The following is an 18341-nucleotide window of genomic DNA, read 5'->3' as shown; positions in this document are numbered from 1 at the left end:
TTTCCATATTCCTTAGAAAGGAGGTGATCCAGCCGCACCTTCCGATACGGCTACCTTGTTACGACTTCACCCCAATCATCTGTCCCACCTTCGGCGGCTGGCTCCAAAAGGTTACCTCACCGACTTCGGGTGTTACAAACTCTCGTGGTGTGACGGGCGGTGTGTACAAGGCCCGGGAACGTATTCACCGCGGCATGCTGATCCGCGATTACTAGCGATTCCGGCTTCATGTAGGCGAGTTGCAGCCTACAATCCGAACTGAGAATGGTTTTATGGGATTGGCTAAACCTCGCGGTCTTGCAGCCCTTTGTACCATCCATTGTAGCACGTGTGTAGCCCAGGTCATAAGGGGCATGATGATTTGACGTCATCCCCACCTTCCTCCGGTTTGTCACCGGCAGTCACCTTAGAGTGCCCAACTGAATGCTGGCAACTAAGGTCAAGGGTTGCGCTCGTTGCGGGACTTAACCCAACATCTCACGACACGAGCTGACGACAACCATGCACCACCTGTCACTCCTGTCCCCGAAGGGAAATCCCTATCTCTAGGGAGGTCAAGAGGATGTCAAGACCTGGTAAGGTTCTTCGCGTTGCTTCGAATTAAACCACATGCTCCACCGCTTGTGCGGGCCCCCGTCAATTCCTTTGAGTTTCAGCCTTGCGGCCGTACTCCCCAGGCGGAGTGCTTAATGCGTTAGCTGCAGCACTAAAGGGCGGAAACCCTCTAACACTTAGCACTCATCGTTTACGGCGTGGACTACCAGGGTATCTAATCCTGTTCGCTCCCCACGCTTTCGCGCCTCAGCGTCAGTTACAGACCAGAGAGTCGCCTTCGCCACTGGTGTTCCTCCACATCTCTACGCATTTCACCGCTACACGTGGAATTCCACTCTCCTCTTCTGCACTCAAGTCTCCCAGTTTCCAATGGCCGCTTGCGGTTGAGCCGCAAGATTTCACATCAGACTTAAGAAACCGCCTGCGCGCGCTTTACGCCCAATAATTCCGGACAACGCTTGCCACCTACGTATTACCGCGGCTGCTGGCACGTAGTTAGCCGTGGCTTTCTGGTTAGGTACCGTCAAGGTACCGCCCTATTCGAACGATACTTGTTCTTCCCTAACAACAGAGTTTTACGATCCGAAAACCTTCATCACTCACGCGGCGTTGCTCCGTCAGACTTTCGTCCATTGCGGAAGATTCCCTACTGCTGCCTCCCGTAGGAGTCTGGGCCGTGTCTCAGTCCCAGTGTGGCCGATCACCCTCTCAAGTCGGCTACGCATCGTCGCCTTGGTGAGCCGTTACCTCACCAACTAGCTAATGCGCCGCGGGTCCATCTGTAAGTGATAGCCGGAGCCATCTTTCAATTCTCCTTCATGCGAAGGAAAAAGTTATCCGGTATTAGCCCCGGTTTCCCGGAGTTATCCCAGTCTTACAGGCAGGTTACCCACGTGTTACTCACCCGTCCGCCGCTAATCATCAGGGAGCAAGCTCCCATCAGATTCGCTCGACTTGCATGTATTAGGCACGCCGCCAGCGTTCGTCCTGAGCCAGGATCAAACTCTCCAAAAAGATGTTTGATATAGCTCTTATAAATAAAAGTAATTCATTGACGTTTCTGTTTGTTTAGTTTTCAAAGAACTATTTTTGCGACGTTTTATATTTTAACATCACAACTTCGAAGTGTCAATTACTTTTTTAAAATAATTTTTTCGAAGTGTTGTTTTGTCGTATGTCCGACAAGATAATACTTTACTAGATAATTAATCTTTTGTCAATAGTTTTAAAAAGTTTATCTAATAAATTGTTTTTGTTTCAAATTTGTTACTTTGATATATTACTATAGTATTTCTTGTAATGTCAACAATAATTTTTCTTCTTCTCAACTAATACTGATTTACCTAAGAAATACAGTAACAAAACAGTAAGAGGCAAAGAAAAGTAGTTATTAATACAAATTGAAACGAGCCATCATGCTCTTCCATACTCTTTGCGCATGAATTGAAATCGTTGATGACGACGGTAATCTTTGCACAATATCCTCTATTAATTATTAAAGAAAATAGGAAAATAACAAGAATAGTAGTAAAAAATCTTCAATTAGATTATAAGTGCTAGCAAAATATGTTTACGTTTGTTTGAGTGAGTACATCATTCATATCATTTCCAAGCATTCCTTGGCTCAAGAAACAAAACCAATAAAAAGGAATGAAATATAGAACATGCATTTTATTAAAAAAACAATCCACTGAATTTCATCCCTTTTGCCAACTACTTTAAACAAAAGATTTATTCCCGGTGACTATAATAATTGAAATGAAGATCCATCGATAATCTTTACCTCTCCTCTATTTTTCACTTCATTCATTAATTTAAATAGAGCAGCATCCTTCTTTTTCGCCTCAATCATACAATCAATATGTGAAACGCTCCCTTTAATTTGATTTAAAAAACGAAAGAACATATCAATATCAACGTAATCAGCATGATGCCTAAAGGATTTTTCACTTTTAGGGCTCGAAATATGCATTTTAATGGGTAGTGGTGAATCCTTCCATGTTTGTATAATCCTATCCCAACTCTCCTCCCATTGTTCATGTTGATGAAGGGCTAGATGATGGTGGTAATCAAAAACAAGGGGAATACCCAACTTTTCACATAAATATAAAGTATCCTCTAAAGTAAAAGACGTATCATCATTTTCAAGCATGATCATTTTTTGTATAGGCAAAGGTACCGTCATCCAATTCTCAATAAATCTTTCAAGGGATTTCTCTTTCTCCTTGTAATTCCCACCTACATGCATAACACAACGATGGGTTGGATTGATTCCCATACCTTTTAATAGTAGATAATGGAGTTTTAATGTTTGAATGGAGTTCTTTAGAATTTCTTTTTTTGGAGAATTAAGTATGACAAAATGATCCGGATGAAAATCTATCCTTATATGATGGGATTTAGCATATTCCCCTACATCCTTCAGTAAATCTTTCAAGGGCTTAATGTAATCCCAGTCCAGAAGCTCCTCATGATTAGCCAAAGGAATCAATCGGGAGGTTAATCGATAAAAATGAATGTCAGATGCGACATTATGCTTTAATAGCCTAAGTGTATTTTCTAAATTTTTGCTTGCGATACGTTCTAGTTTTCGGAGGGCGGCTTCACGATCAGGGATACGTTGAAATTGTGCATACGTCATCGTCTTTGATGGGGAAGCATTTTTTAATTCCATACTCATTGCTACATAACCTAGACGTACAATCATCATTCTATCACCTCATATACTAGCTCTTTTATTTAGGAGACAATCTCTTACTACTACTTCGCTCCTTCAAGATGAGGAACAATACTTGGTATAGAATATAAACCCCAATATATACACCTGTAAGTAAGAAATAAACATTTAGAAATACGGAATGGATAGTAGTCATAAAAACGGTCTTGTCTTTGATTACTTTTAGGATTGAATAAGCAGCAATATTTCCAAATATAAGGAAAGATAATAACGCTATACTATTAAACAGTAGACGAAGCATTTTCCAGTAATGTTGCAGTATATACATAATGATTGGAACAATCACACTAGCTATACCAATGAAAAACGACATATTATCTTCATGCCTCTCCTTCTAACAAGAACTCCTATAACAAATCTTATAGATTTAGATGTTGTAACATCTGAATATGTTGCCTATCTTTGTTTAAAAGTTCTTTAATTAATTGCAAGCTCTCTTCATCTAATTCATCATCAATCAATTCTTCAGTTTTATGAATTCCCATATTTTCTCCTTTAATTGCATCTTCTACAATTCCATCTAATTGGTTTGGAATCATTAAGTTATGTAAAGAACCCTGTATAGAGCCCACTAATCCCTCGCCATGAACCGGAGTCCCACCAAGGTTTTGAATTCTTTCAGCCACTTTTGCTGCATCATCTTTAAGTTCTTGTTGAATTCTTTGGAACTTTTGTTTTGTTTCTTGATCGGTTATTTTCTGGATATATTGTTCATAAGCATGAATCCCCATAAATTGACCTTTTAAAAAATTATTGAGAGTTTTTACAGTCTGCTGATTTTTCATTTCATAATTCCTCCATTTACATAAGGATCAAACGAAAAGTGAGGTGTCTATCAAGGGGCTAACCCTTAATTTTTTAGACACCTCCTTATCACACCATATCGACATTCCTAGTCTTTAGATTTAATCCCTTTTGCATTCGGGTCTACAATATTCCCACCATAATCAGGTAAGTGTCCTGCATGCTGCTTATTATATAAAGAACCTGCTCCCTCAGAGCTATTCATTTTGGTTTGCTTTTGTTTATGATTATTTCTCATAAAAAACACCTCCATTACTTGATATCATCTGCAGCTAACTAAAAATTATCCTTTTATTTGATTCACTTTTTTCCATTCAAAATTCTGCAAAAATAATTACATAATTTCCTCTTCTATAGGCATACTGACAGTGACTCTAAAAGAAGTTAGGTGAAAAAATGGACAATAATCAAGCATATAAGCCTGGAGAAGTTGTTTATGTCATTATCCGTAACCCTCATGCTCAAGATGTTGCGAATGTACAACAAGCTGCAGTGGTACAAAATCCGGAAAGCCCCAACCAGCTGGCTCTGTTTTTACACGAAACATACTATCCATTAACCGATGAGTTTGCAGTCTTTCCATCAGAGAGTGAGGCGGAGCAAGCCTATCAAGAAGCCTTTGGTTTTTCCGAGGATGAATTGGGTGGCTATTATGGTTAAGCCCTTTGTTCCTCAGCTCGTTTATGTTGAGCCACAAGCTTTAGAATATTCGCTTGGAAGGGAACTCGTGTCTAAATTTGAATCGATGGGAATCGAAATCCGGCAAACCACATCACATAATCAAATAAGGAATTTGCCTGGCGAAAATCACTTTCAAAAATATCGCATGGCCAAGTCCACACTTGTTATTGGGCTAAGAAAAACATTGAAGTTCGATACCTCAAAGCCTTCAGCAGAATATGCCATTCCGCTTGCAACTGGGTGTATGGGGCATTGTCATTATTGTTATTTGCAAACAACGATGGGAAGCAAGCCCTATATTCGAACGTATGTAAATGTAGATGAAATCTTCGATGCAGCAGAAGAATATATGAAGGAAAGAGCTCCAGAGATCACTAGATTTGAAGCATCCTGTACATCAGATATTGTAGGGTTAGATCATCTTACCCACTCATTAAAAAGAGCGATTGAATTTTTTGGGCAATCAGAATATGGGAAACTTCGTTTTGTTACTAAATTTGCACATGTGGATCACCTGCTTGATGCCAAACATAATGGAAAAACCCGCTTTCGATTTAGTGTAAACGACGATTACATCATTAAATATTTTGAACCAGGAACATCCAGACTTCATGAAAGAATTGAAGCAGCTGCTAAGGTTGCTGAGGCTGGCTATCCATTAGGGTTTATCGTCGCCCCTATTTACTTACATGATGGTTGGAAATCTGGTTATCATGAAATGTTCGAAAAGCTAGAGGCAACCCTTCCCGCTATTGCAAAAAAAGATTTGACCTTCGAGATGATTCAGCATCGCTTTACAAAGCCCGCCAAACGAGTCATCCAAGAAAACTATCCGATGACCAAGCTTGAATTGGATGAATCAAAACGGAAATGGAAATGGGGAAGATATGGGATTGGGAAATATGTATACACAAGCGAGGAGCAAGAGGATATAAAAGATACATTGGGTGGATACATTCATCGCTACTTTCCTGAAGCAAAGATAGAATATTTTACTTAGGCTATGTTCATATAGATTTTGCTTGAATTAACACCGAAGAGGGTTGACGATCCTCAACCTTATTTTATTCGTTTAACTAAATTGTACATTAAGAAAAAAACCAAAATAAATGATGAGCTGCTTTAAGGAAGCCTTCGGCAGCTCACCACTCTACGACAGAGCTTGTAACCCTTTTTACCCCTCTAATAGAAGTTAGATCCTCAATAAGTCTAAACATAGATAAATCTTTTTGCTTTGCCTCAATCATGACATCAAAGTCACGATCTATTTCCTTTGCCAACTTAAAGAAAGGAAGGACAAAATCTACAGAAACAAAATTAGCATGTGAACGATATTCTTTCTCAGACTTTGGAGATGAAAGGTGGACCTTAGGAACCATTTGCCGAGATTCCCAGGTTTTAAATATGCGTGGTAAATAATGAATTAACTCAACTCCACCCTTATTCGCCATATAATGATGGTAATCGAGAATCATCGGTATCCCCTCTTTTTCACAAGCCAGAAGTGTTTCTTCAACATTATATGTTTTGTCATCATTTTCTAATGTCATCACTTCTTTAATTTTCTGAGGTACTAATTTCAAATTTTGATGGAACCTTTTTAAAGTAGCCTTTTTATCGCCATATGCTCCACCTATATGAATATTAATCAACCCTCTCTCTAATGCATTCATCGCTTGAAGCATAGAAAAATGGTATTCCATATCCTTTAGAGCATTTTGTGTCACTTCTTGTTTTGGACTTGTGAAAAGGGTAAATTGATTGGGATGAAAACTGGGACGCAAATTGAATTGATTCACCAAATGCCCTAGATCCTCCCATTCTCTCTTAAACGGGGTAATAAAATCCCACATGACTTCTGGATGCGTTGCTAATGGAACGAGAGAGCTTGAGAATCGATAAAGTTCAATTTCATTGCCAATATTATAATGAAGAATTCGTTTTGTATTGTACAGATTTTGTGCAGTAGTCAAGTGGAGCTTCTCCAGCCTGCTATCTTTAGGTAAACTAGAATATCTAGCAAAGGTGACCGTGCTTGAAGGACTAGCATTCCACAGCCCCATTGCATTGGCGACATATCCAAATCGAATCCTCATACTCCTCGCCCCTTACATAAACACAACAAGTTACACTTCCATCTTAGGCGGTTCTTCAAGCCATCCCTTCTCCATCATCAGTCTTGCCCCTTCCAGACTATATTCATATATATCTTTACCAAATACAGTGGTCTTCACAATTAAGTCATTTCGTAAATTAAACCCGACACTAAATCCTTGTCCTCCAAGACTAAAACCACTTAGTAAATACGTACAAAATAACATCAGCTTTTCGGAAAAGGGAGCGTCTGTTGAACTTGTCAGTGTTCCACCTGATGTCACAGGGGGATTAATATTATTTTCATTCATAATATTTGATAATTCCTTTATGATTTCACTCGAAATTGCTTTTCCTTTAGTAAAATATTTTTTTACTTCATCATCCTTGGAACATTGAGCGAAACCCCTCATTAATTTTGCTCCCAAATCATTCGTCTCATACGAATGATAGATCAAACCAAATTCCACTGCATTTATTTGTCTTTTTTGACCAAAAATATTTGTTCCCTTCATATATTGTGTATCTGCTATATAGTCAACAGTTTTAGGCATCATTGTATAGGTTGGCTTTGGGAGAAGATCTCTTTCAAGTAGATATTGTGTAAATAGATTGTAATAGGTTTGTGTTAAATCCGTTAGTTGTTTATAAAATTGAACGATGTCCTCACGATAGGCTATCGTCATATGTAGTACATACATCCCCATACTAATCTCTTTTAGTATTCGGCAAAACATAATATCAAAGCCATTTTCAAATAATGTAGGTGCACTAAGATTTACATCTCCATTTGTAAATCCAATTGGCACGGCTGCACCTTCATTTTCAAGCATTGTTTTAATTTCGATGACCTTCGGATGAAGCCCTTCCCACAAACCTGACATCAGTTCCTTTGCTCTTTGATCATCTGATTTCTCAATAAAGTACTCTAATATCCGTAGAATCATTGTCTTTTTATGGTATGTTGTCCAAAGGGACCCAAGTTCGGTTGAGCTCATTTTAATATGATTTGACATTACATCTATTTCCTCCTGATATTGATCCAAGGCTATATTACCTATATATACTCCATTAGACCTATACAACCTTACACCAATCATATTGATAAATAGTATGTCTGTCTGATATTGGAATTATGCAATTCTATACACATCTCTCATCAATAAATATCCATATAGGTAAAAAGTATCGTCATTTCTATAATCCGTTGTAATCACCTTATTTTTGCCATATGATAAATATTATAGAATGGTAGAATCAACCAATAATTCAGGCATAAAATCAGTTCATATTTTTAGAAAGGAATTCATTTATGAATGATACTCAACGATTTCAAGTTCATTTAACGGGAATGATAGATATTTTATCTAACCATCTATACAACGAAAAAGATGTATATATCCGTGAACTTCTGCAAAATGCGAACGATGCATTAACCGCAAGACGTAATTATCATGAAGATTTTAAACCTTATATTCATGTGTCACTCACAGAAAGTGGTGATTCGCCTCCTACCTTAATTTTTGAAGATAATGGGATTGGATTAACTGAAGAAGAGGTTCATCAATTTTTAGCAACGATCGCTAATTCATCAAAAGGTGAAAAGACATTCGGAGATACCAATTCTGATTTCATCGGCCGTTTTGGAATAGGCTTATTGTCTTGTTTTATCGTCAGTGATGAAATAGTCATGGTTTCTACCTCAGCAAAAAATAACGAAACGATAGAATGGCGCGGAAAAGCGGATGGTACCTATGAAATTCGCATGCTAGAAGGGAAGACTTTTACTCCAGGAACAAAGGTGTATATACGTAGAAAAGAAAAGCTCAATTTACCAGGTGATTGTTTTGAAATTAGCACCTTGCGCCAAACGTTAAAAAAATACGGGGCTTGTTTAAAGCCTAACATTATTCTTGCATATAATGGCTTCGAAGAAGAAATCAATCGCTGGAGCCATCAATTTGCTAATAAAAGTCTCCTGCATCAAATGTCTAGTACTGACATTTTAGCTTTTGGTTCAGAGATATTAGGTATGGATTATCAAGATTATTTTTTTATTGAGAATAAAACAGGTCGGACATATGGTATTGCTTATATTGTTCCCCATACAATCCACATGAATGCCAAGAAATCAAATGCAGTCTTTCTAAATCGGATGTTCGTGACAAAAGAAAGCCAGCATTTATTACCCGATTGGGCATTATTCATTCATTGTATTTTATGGACAGATGAGCTTAGTCCTATTGCCTCCCGTGAAGATTTCTATCAAAACGATGCATTAGAACAGGTGAGAGAGAGTCTCGGAATAGCAATCAAGAAAAATATAATTGACCTTCCCGATGTTACTTTAACTAAATTAATGCATATTCATTACTTAGGATTTAAAGCACTAGCTAGTCAGGATGATGACTTTTTATCATTTATATATCCTTATCTACCAATGAGAACATTAAATGGTGAACAATCACTGCAGACAATCTTAAAAACCGATGAAACGGTCTATTATACAGACACTGTTGATGCCTTTCGTCAAATCCAGGATATTGCAAGAGCGAAGCAAATGAACTTAATTAATGGTGGCTACACATACGATATTTATATTTTAAACAAACTTTCCCTACTATTATCTAATCATCAACTTCGCTTAATTGACCCCTTAGAAATGACAGATACGTTAAAAAAATTAAATTCTGAAGAAGAAGAGCTCTTTGTTCACATCATTAACGAAATCAATCAAAAAATGAATGATTTTAAAGTAAATGTTGAACTTCGACGTTTTGAACCTAATCATTTACCAACTCTCTTTATTCACTCCCATCAATCACAAGAGGATCGTGAATTAGAACGTATTGCAGAATCATCCAATTCCTTGTTTAGTGATTTATTAATGTCATTGCAGCCTCAGGAGCCTGCAAGACCTATTCTCTATTTAAATTGGAATAATGTATTAATTCAAAACATCTTAACATCAGATAAAACAGCTGAACAGCTATGTGTAATTGTACAAATTCTTTATATACAGGCTTTACTATTAGGGCATTATCCTTTAAAAAATAATGAATTAGAGATGATGAATCAAAATTTATTGCACTTATTGAAACTTGTTTAATATTTCCGAACTTTACTTATTGCCTTTGTAAAAGCCCTATCGCTAGCTCTTCACCTTGGCAAAGGCCGTAGCAGCTTTTGAAGTTTTGCAGAGAGAGAGTTTAAATACCGGGAAGGTGGTTTCTCCGGGACTCGGTAACCTTTGTGCGGGTTCGTTACCCTATAAGTGGATTTTTCATGGATTCGGTAACCTTTGCGTGGGTTTCGTTACCCTGTTGGTGGATTTTTCACCGACTCGGTCACCTTTGCACGAGTTTCGTTACCCTTTAGGTCGATTTTTCGCCAACTCGGTAACCTTTGCACAGGGTTCGTTACCCTTTAGGTGAATTTCTCACGGACTCGGTCACCTTTGCACGAGTTTCGTTACCCTTTAGGTCGATTTTTCGCCAACTCGGTAACCTTTGCACAGGGTTCGTTACCCTTTAGGTGAATTTCTCACGGACTCGGTCACCTTTGCACGAGTTTCGTTACCCTTTAGGTCGATTTTTCGCCAACTCGGTAACCTTTGCACAGGGTTCGTTACCCTTTAGGTGAATTTCTCACGGACTCGGTAACCTTTGCACGAGTTTCGTTACCCTTTAGGTCGATTTTTCAACGTCTCGGTAACCAAAGTGCCTGTTTGCATACCGTGAAGGAAGAAAACACCGATCCAAGGGAAAATAGCGGAAAACGCCATAAGCCCGCTCCGAATCCTTTACTAGGTGTAAAACATGCAGATTGCGCTTTGACTAAAGCAATAAACTATACGAACACTGCCTAAAAAAATAATTGAGGTGATTACAATGGAAGATTATATCGAATTATTTGAAGAAACTTTAATGATGGAAGATAACGATTTGGCTAGAATTCCCATACTAGAGCGTGTCATTCGGGAAGCGGATAGCCATAATGATATAGAGACTGGAATCGAAGCTCGTTTCGAGTTGATTGAAACATGCAATTATTCTGGTTATCCCAAAAAGGTATTACAAGCATTTAGCTGGTTAATGCAAAAATATGAGGAAGATGAATCCTCTGTGGATGAACATCAATTATTCTGGTGCTATAAATGGATTGCGGAGCATGTAGTCGATTTTCCCGAGATTTCAAAAACACAAATTGATGCTCTGTTAACAGATATGAAGGAAAAGTTTAAAGCACGAAATTATTCTTTAAAACCTTATTATCGCGAACGTCTTTATAGTGCGATGAAAATGGGTGATCTAGAGACAGCCAAACAATTTTTTGATAAATGGAAAGAAACACCTGCTGATTGGATGTCTGACTGTCGTGCTTGCGAAGTAAATGCAGAAGTGGAGTATCATTTGTTTTCAGGAGATTTAGAAAAGTCCTATCAGGTTGCCCAGCCCCTTCTTATGCAATCACTCACTTGTGCAGAGGTCCCTCATGTCACATTTAGTTATATGGCTTTAGCCTTACATACTATGGATAAAAATGATGCGGCAGAAAAGTGCTACAAAAAGGGATATAAAATGGTCAAAGAAAATGGAGAATTCGCTGAAGAGATTGGAAATTATATTTTATATTTATTAAAAACCAATCGAAATGACGAGGCAGCTACAGTTTTTAATGAAAACTTTGAGTACATTCAAAAGGTGGATACTACAATTGGAAAAATACTATTCTTACAATCTGCCTACCCTATTTTCTTAGCACAAAATAATGTTGAGTGGTTGAAGCAAACTGAGAATTATACTAAACAACTTGACTCTCGTAATGGTACTGATTTTTATAAGAATCGCTTAGATGAAATTAAGCTATTAACTATATAAATGAAACTTACAAGGAAATGAGGAGAAACAAATGCAAGTACAAACTAATGCTTATCGAGCAGCAAGGGAAGGAACATTAGAACGTAGCTTTTCTGATCTCATCGCGGTTGTTCCCGATGTATTATCTATAGAAGTGGTAAAAGCTAGGTTATTTGAAATTTATGATGAAGTTTCCATCCTTAATGAGGACGAAACTAGTATATTAATAGAAATAAAATCAGATGATTCTGTGACACCTTACGAAATTCATGTTCAGCCTACTCCAGAAGATGTTCAATATGAACACTATTATCGCCAGGATCAAACAACTACTGAAGAGGCATTTAACCAAGCATATAGTGGTTCAGAGCTGTTTGTTCGAACATTATTTAACGGAGATGTACTGAGTGGGTTCTACTACCAATTAGATTTTCTTTGGAGAATAGCACCAGACATGTTATTTGCTTTAGATTTAAGTGCAGCATCAAAAGTGATTTCACGAAGCTATATTCAATACCATATTGAAAATACTATCTTACCAGACATACAGGATTTATACGTTATCCACTCTATCTATGAAGGCGGCGAGGAACAAGAGCCTTCCCAATTCTGGTTCCATACGCATGGTTTAAGTAGAGCTGGGTTAACTGATGTAGAGTTAATTATTCCAAATCGACTCACTTCGTATTATGGAATCCCTGACCTATTTAGTACCTTTGTTAATAATGCAATTGAAAATGGAAATGTTCCAATCAATGAGCCTGTATTAGTTGGCCAAAGTCAATCCGGCTATATCCAAGTAATTGCTGTTCCATGGGAGGAAGGCTTATCTTATGTCGGAAAACAAACATTGTCATTTGATTTAACTGATATCGAAACTGACGAAATTCGCTTACAGCCGATGGATGCTGGCTATGAGTTTATCGGTGGGATGAAGGATCGTGATGAAATCCATCAACAGCCGTCCTGTCTCCTCTTCGAATATAAAGAAGAAACAGGATATATGGAATGCTTCTTCAAAGAGTATGCTGATAACCAGGAATTAATGTATTACAAAACCAATAGTGAGACTGCACGTATTTCCTTTAACGCTAAGCAAAGCTTTGGTTACTTTAACCAAATTTTCAATATAGAAAAAGAAAATGAGAACTTTCGATTCCTTGGGAAGTTTGGCATCCCTTACTCAGAGGAAGAGCAAGAACATATGTGGTTTGACATGCAGGAAATAGTGGAACCAACGATTAAAGGAATACTCATTAATCAACCCTATTTTATCGATGACATGCAGGAAGGAAATCTTTATGAACTTAATTTTGACCATTTAACAGATTGGGTAATTTACGCTGGTGAGGATGTAATTAACCCAACAAACTTGTATCAATTTTTAGGCTAAAACACTTTACTTTTTTAAGGAGGGATTCCAATGACAATGACAATAGAGAGAACTGCGCATACGTAAAAGCGAGAAATACATCATTTCTCGCACTTAAGAATAAAGGAGAAATGATTATATGTTAACACTTAAAGGAAAATATAATGAAGCTATTTGCTATACCGATTTACTAGATGATGCCACAATTGGTCAAATCATTACCTTATGTAATCAAGAATTCGCAAAGGACAGTACCATTCGCATTATGCCAGATACCCATTCAGGAAAAGGCTGTGTGATTGGAACGACAATGACGATACAGGATAAAATTGTTCCAAGCCTTGTTGGGGTTGATATCGGCTGTGGTCTGTTTGTAGTAAAAATTAAAAAAGGTCGGATTAAACTTGATTTTGAAAAACTAGACAAACTCATTCGTAGCCGAATCCCAAGTGGGCATGGCACTCATGATAAACCTGTCGCTAACTTTGATTTAAATGAAATTATCGCACCTATACATCGCGGCTGGGCATCTCGTAGTCTTGGCACACTTGGCGGCGGAAACCATTTTATTGAAATAAATGAAGGCAAAGATGCAATCTACTTAGTCATCCATAGTGGCAGTCGGTCTCTTGGCAAAGAGATTGCCGAGTATCATCAGGAAGTGGCTTATGAAAAATTATCCGCACTTCGTAAACATTTAAAGGAAGAAATGAAGGCTGCACATCAAAAGGGCCATATTGACGAAGCAAATAGGCTGGAGAAAATTCGCAATGATAAGAAATTGCCCTATGAATTATCCTATTTAGAGGCACAAGACTTACAAAACTACTTGCATGATATGAAAATTGCGCAAGCTTTTGCCCAATCAAACCGTGCTCAGATGGCAGAAACCATTCTAAAAGGAATGAAATGGCATAAAGATGTCATTGATTCATTTGATTGTGTTCATAATTACATTGATATCGATCATCTTATGCTACGTAAAGGGGCTACCTCCGCCCAAATGGGAGAGCCACTTATTATTCCATTAAACATGCGTGATGGAAGTATTCTTGCAACAGGAAAAGGACATCCTGACTGGAACTATTCCGCTCCACATGGAGCAGGCAGGATACTAAGCCGCTCAAAAGCGAAGGCACAAATTAGTCTTGAGAGCTATCAAAAGGCAATGAAAAATGTGTGGACCACATCGGTGTCCAAGAAAACATTGGATGAAGCACCACAAGCGTATAAACCAGCAAAGGAAATCGAAAAAGATATCCACGATTCAGTTGAAATTAAAGAAATCATTCGCCCACTTTATAATTTTAAAGGGTGACATTCATTAGGGGGGATTGTCGAAAATTGACATCCCCCTATCAAGTTGAAAAGGAGAAATAGTATGAACCTAGAAGAATATAAACAGCAAATGGAAGAAGATGATTTCTCTCCCGGCTGGGATGCAATCGATGCTTCTTTTTCAGAAGTATATGGGACCCAAGAGCCAGCACATTATGGGACGAATATGGTAGCTCGAGCAATCTTTGGTGGGGATGAATATATCGATGGCTATAGTATCTATACATCTGATAAAGGATATAAACATATTGTTACCTTTGGTTTAAGTGAGCTTTACGGGAATGAGGAAGCCTTCGGTGGAGAATATAGCAAATGGGGTTATGAGCTAACGATAAAATTACCTGAAGAAGACAATGAAGAATGTATGTGGGCAATAGATATGCTTTCCAATTTAGCTAGGTATACTAATCAATCAAAAGCCTGGTTTAATCCCTTTGACTATGTCGCTGGAAATGGTGAATCGATTCGTATTGGATACCCATCAAAAATCACTGCATTAATTATTGTTCCGGATACCGAGATTCACGGAAAACAAACTGTCCATGGGAGATTGGATTTCATGCAGGTAGTAGGTATAACAGAAAATGAACTTCAAGCCATCAAAGGAAAAAGTTTAGAGGAACGCGAAGCATTTGTGCGCAAAATGCAAAAGGATAATCCAGAATTAATAACAGATATGAAAAGAGGAAAGGAATATTTAGAGTAGGACTTGCTCGTATTTTTTTGCAATCGATATATATAAATTTAATTTCCAAGTTTTATCCCGCTAAAGCTTCTAAGGATAATAAGGGGCTAACTAATAGCCCTTTCCTATTCAAAAAACTCCATATGCCCCTTTTCCTGCCGATAATATTTCAAACGATCTTGTAGTGTTCCCGTATGAAACTCAAATTTGTGACCATCTGGATCAGTAAAATAAATAGATTTTTTATCCTTCACATCTCTTGGACGCCCCGGAAGAAGATTCACCTGTAAGGACTTTAGCTTTTCCAGCATCTTATCAAAATCCTTCTCTTCTATTGAAAATGCAAGATGTGTATAGGATTGATGGATTTCGTTACGCGGAATATCCTTTTCTTCATTAAGAGCTAACCATATCCCATTTAACTCAAAATAAGCTAAACTCCGACCCTTCACTAAAATCCTCGCATCAAAAACTTTTTCATAGAATGCTATGGATGCTTCTAAATTTGAAACAGAAAATAATAGATGGTTGATGCCTTGTACTTTCATGGTAGCCTCCAATATCTAGTAAATTTATGACCCTTTCTTCTGCATATGTAAAATCCAAATCGCCATTTGCAGGGTTGTTGCATGATTAAATTTTTGTGGATCATATCCTGTAACCTCTTTGATCTTCTTCATTCGATAGATAAGTGAATTTCGATGAATATATAAACTTTTTGCTGTCTCACTTAAATTTAAATGATTAGCAAAGAAATGTTCCAGTGTTTCTATTAATTTTTCTGATAAATTTCCTAATATTCTGTCACAGAACTGCCTAATTGTCCATTTATCCAGACGATCTAAAAGAACCATTGCTTCAATTTCGGTGTAAGTAATCAAACTTTGAGTCTCACTTCCCAGTGCAAGAGCTGACATAGATTCGCTAAAGGAATGACGAATATAAGTATCCATTTCCACCACAGATCCAATTCCAATTCTAATTTGTGTTCCTTTAGACGTTAGCCGTTGTATAATCGTTAACAATTTTTCTTTTACCTTTTTTTCTGGAAGTGCAGAGGTTAATAGAAATAAACGATTTGCACTTAAGAAGCCGATCATGGCATGTTGAGAATGAAAAATTCCTTCTAAAAGTTGAATCAATTCCCTTCGATTATATTGACTTGATCCAATTTCGATGGTTGCGACCTGATAGGGTGATTCCAACTTTACTCCAATCAAATGAAGTCTTTGCTGAATGGATTCTTTATCTATTGACTCCTTCATTAACTCTTCAAAAACCAGCTCCTTCAGTCTCTGCTTCCATTCAAGTTGTTCGGTTATGAATGACTGCTGTATCATCATTTCTGTTATCATCTTTACTAATTCGCTGAACTCAGCTATTTCATCCGGATGTCCGGTAATTCCTATGACTCCGATGATTTTCTCTTGAAACACAATTGGAAGATTGATCCCAGGTAGTGAACCCTCCCACTTATGAGGGTCCTGTTCGTATATATATAATGGCTTGCCCGATCGTAAAACTTCCATTGCTCCGAAGTGGGCCTTATTCACCCTTGTAGGATCACTTGAAGCAATAATCGTTCCTCGGTCATCCATAATATTTATATTTCGGCGCAGTCTTAACGTGGTTTGTTTTACGATTTCTGTCGCTATCCCCTGTGTTAACAATTTTATCCTCCTTTTTTACATAAAGGCCTGTTTCGTATAGTTTGTTAGTTTAGTATAAAGCCACCTTTCAGCTCTCCTAATAAAGGGTTCCTCGGTTCTAAGAAGGATTTTCATCTCTCTTCTCGCCCTATGTTTGAAAAAGTGCATAAAGAAAAAACGACGCTTCATTGGCCCACTTCATGTTCTATTAATCGATACGATGCCCTTTTATCAATGAGGATTTATTCTTTTTTGTATAGTATAAACAAAAAATATTCTAAAATCATATAAAATTTCATACATTTTGTACGATGTATAACGATTATTGCAAGATTATAATATTTTTAAAAGTTATTTAGTAAGGTGGTAATTTTTAATGAAAATTGTAATCGCACCTGATTCCTTTAAAGGCAGCTTATCAGCCTTTGAGGCAGCCTCTGCAATAGATCGCGGAATTAAGAAAGCGCTTCCCGGAGCGGAAACCTTAGTTGTTCCCGTTGCAGACGGTGGAGAAGGCACGATGGATAGCTTAGTAGCTGCTACAAATGGACGTAAAGTGGATGTAACTGTGACAGGTCCATTATTAGACAAGGTTCAAGCTTCTTATGGCATTCTCGGAGATCAACAAACATGTGTGATTGAAATGGCTAGTGCCTCTGGGCTTTGTCTGATTCATCCTGAACAAAGGAATCCACTTCTAACCACTTCATACGGAACGGGTGAACTCATCAAAAAAGCGCTGGATGATGGATGTAGAAAATTTATTCTTGCTATCGGTGGAAGCGCTACCAATGATGGTGGGATTGGGATGCTTCAAGCATTAGGAGTAAAATTGCTAGATTCAAAAAGAAAGCCAGTCGGCTATGGTGGGGCCGAGTTATCACAAATCGTAGCCATTGATATGGAGGAATTTGATGCACGAATTTCGACTTGTGATTTTATTATTGCCTCCGACGTACAGAATCCTCTAATAGGAAGGAATGGTGCCAGCCACATTTTTGGCCCACAAAAGGGCGCAACACCTGAAATGATCACATTTTTAGATCACCATCTATCAATCTGGGCAGATTTAGTAGAGGAGACAACTGGGACTCGTTTACATGATAAGCCAGGAGCAGGTGCTGCAGGCGGCATTGGTGGAGCCTTTCAAGCCTTCTTTCCTTCCATAACTAAAAGAGGAATCGATATCGTCATTGAGTATACAGAATTGGAAAGGAAATTAGCTGGAGCACAATGTGTATTTACTGGTGAGGGACAAATTGATGCCCAAACTGCATCCGGTAAAACACCTATGGGCGTCGCACAAATTGCGAAAAAACATGGCATACCTGTTTTTGCCCTTGCTGGTTCAATTGGTAAGGGAATTGAACGATTATATCCTTATGGAATAACAAGTGTGCATAGTATTGTAAACGCCCCTATATCATTGGAGGAAGCTATAGAGAAAGCAAATGAATTATTAGCAGCAACTGCTGAACAAGTGATAAGAACTTACACTGCCACACTAAATGGCTAGGTCAATTCACAAATTTTGGCGATCAGATAACAAAATATTAAAGGAGCTGAA

General features: G+C 37.9%; 16 protein-coding genes and 1 rRNA gene. 8 read left to right on the top strand and 9 right to left on the bottom strand.

Going from position 1 to position 18341, the window contains the following annotated elements; all coding sequences use genetic code 11:
* Positions 1–16: 16 nt before the first annotated feature.
* From NST63_RS03085 to NST63_RS03065, 5 genes are all read right to left on the bottom strand, one after another.
* Positions 17–1569 (bottom strand): 16S ribosomal RNA (locus NST63_RS03085).
* Between the two features lie 730 nt (positions 1570–2299).
* Positions 2300–3265 (bottom strand): UV DNA damage repair endonuclease UvsE, encoded by a 966-nt coding sequence (gene uvsE / locus NST63_RS03080; RefSeq protein ID WP_341041238.1) that lies wholly within the window; start codon positions 3263–3265, stop codon positions 2300–2302.
* Between the two features lie 25 nt (positions 3266–3290).
* The gene (locus NST63_RS03075) at positions 3291–3605 is read right to left on the bottom strand and encodes a transposase (RefSeq protein ID WP_212946269.1); all 315 of its coding nucleotides are present in this window, start codon (positions 3603–3605) and stop codon (positions 3291–3293) included.
* Positions 3606–3651: 46 nt separating this feature from the next.
* Positions 3652–4077 carry a DUF2383 domain-containing protein gene (locus NST63_RS03070; protein ID WP_341041237.1) on the bottom strand — a complete coding sequence of 142 codons (426 nt, stop codon included), beginning with the start codon at positions 4075–4077 and terminating at the stop codon, positions 3652–3654.
* 107 nt (positions 4078–4184) lie between these two features.
* Positions 4185–4334: a hypothetical protein gene (locus tag NST63_RS03065; RefSeq protein WP_212946271.1), complete on the bottom strand. Its 150-nt coding sequence runs from the start codon at positions 4332–4334 to the stop codon at positions 4185–4187.
* 158 nt (positions 4335–4492) lie between these two features.
* Here NST63_RS03065 and NST63_RS03060 point away from each other — a divergent pair, with 158 nt between their 5' ends.
* Entirely contained in the window at positions 4493–4756 is a 264-nt protein-coding gene (locus tag NST63_RS03060; protein WP_058004140.1) for a transcriptional regulator SplA domain-containing protein, read from the top strand.
* On the top strand, positions 4749–5777 hold the full coding sequence (gene splB, locus NST63_RS03055; RefSeq protein ID WP_071975412.1) for a spore photoproduct lyase: 1029 nt from the start codon (positions 4749–4751) through the stop codon (positions 5775–5777). The genes NST63_RS03060 and splB overlap by 8 nt, the downstream gene beginning before the upstream one ends.
* Before the next feature lie 142 nt (positions 5778–5919).
* Here the strand turns inward: splB and uvsE (NST63_RS03050) are convergent, their stop codons facing one another.
* Positions 5920–6873: a UV DNA damage repair endonuclease UvsE gene (uvsE, locus tag NST63_RS03050; RefSeq protein ID WP_341041236.1), complete on the bottom strand. Its 954-nt coding sequence runs from the start codon at positions 6871–6873 to the stop codon at positions 5920–5922.
* 30 nt (positions 6874–6903) lie between these two features.
* On the bottom strand, positions 6904–7887 hold the full coding sequence (locus tag NST63_RS03045; RefSeq protein ID WP_341041235.1) for a DUF3231 family protein: 984 nt from the start codon (positions 7885–7887) through the stop codon (positions 6904–6906).
* A gap of 296 nt (positions 7888–8183) precedes the next feature.
* Here NST63_RS03045 and NST63_RS03040 point away from each other — a divergent pair, with 296 nt between their 5' ends.
* The 5 genes from NST63_RS03040 (at position 8184) to NST63_RS03020 (ending at position 15146) form a co-directional block, all read left to right on the top strand.
* Positions 8184–9980: an HSP90 family protein gene (locus tag NST63_RS03040; protein WP_341041234.1), complete on the top strand. Its 1797-nt coding sequence runs from the start codon at positions 8184–8186 to the stop codon at positions 9978–9980.
* 781 nt (positions 9981–10761) lie between these two features.
* A complete protein-coding gene (locus tag NST63_RS03035) occupies positions 10762–11751 on the top strand; it encodes a hypothetical protein (protein WP_341041233.1) in 990 nt (329 codons plus the stop codon).
* A gap of 31 nt (positions 11752–11782) precedes the next feature.
* A complete protein-coding gene (locus tag NST63_RS03030; RefSeq protein ID WP_341041232.1) occupies positions 11783–13123 on the top strand; it encodes a DUF4026 domain-containing protein in 1341 nt (446 codons plus the stop codon).
* Between the two features lie 118 nt (positions 13124–13241).
* Positions 13242–14420 carry an RtcB family protein gene (locus NST63_RS03025; protein WP_212946278.1) on the top strand — a complete coding sequence of 393 codons (1179 nt, stop codon included), beginning with the start codon at positions 13242–13244 and terminating at the stop codon, positions 14418–14420.
* A gap of 63 nt (positions 14421–14483) precedes the next feature.
* Entirely contained in the window at positions 14484–15146 is a 663-nt protein-coding gene (locus tag NST63_RS03020) for a suppressor of fused domain protein (protein ID WP_078109109.1), read from the top strand.
* 104 nt (positions 15147–15250) lie between these two features.
* Here NST63_RS03020 and fosM read toward each other — a convergent pair whose 3' ends face one another.
* Both fosM and NST63_RS03010 read right to left on the bottom strand, forming a co-directional pair.
* Positions 15251–15673 carry a FosM family fosfomycin resistance protein gene (gene fosM / locus NST63_RS03015; protein WP_071975402.1) on the bottom strand — a complete coding sequence of 141 codons (423 nt, stop codon included), beginning with the start codon at positions 15671–15673 and terminating at the stop codon, positions 15251–15253.
* Positions 15674–15697: 24 nt separating this feature from the next.
* Positions 15698–16795: a CdaR family transcriptional regulator gene (locus NST63_RS03010; protein ID WP_341041231.1), complete on the bottom strand. Its 1098-nt coding sequence runs from the start codon at positions 16793–16795 to the stop codon at positions 15698–15700.
* 355 nt (positions 16796–17150) lie between these two features.
* Between NST63_RS03010 and NST63_RS03005 the strand changes: the two genes are divergently transcribed.
* On the top strand, positions 17151–18290 hold the full coding sequence (locus NST63_RS03005; RefSeq protein WP_341041230.1) for a glycerate kinase: 1140 nt from the start codon (positions 17151–17153) through the stop codon (positions 18288–18290).
* The last annotated feature ends 51 nt before the right edge of the window (positions 18291–18341 follow it).

This window comes from Heyndrickxia sp. FSL W8-0496 (assembly GCF_038007825.1).
GTDB classification, from domain to species: Bacteria; Bacillota; Bacilli; order Bacillales; family Bacillaceae_C; genus Heyndrickxia; species Heyndrickxia oleronia.
This window is presented reverse-complemented; position numbering and strand designations above follow the sequence as displayed.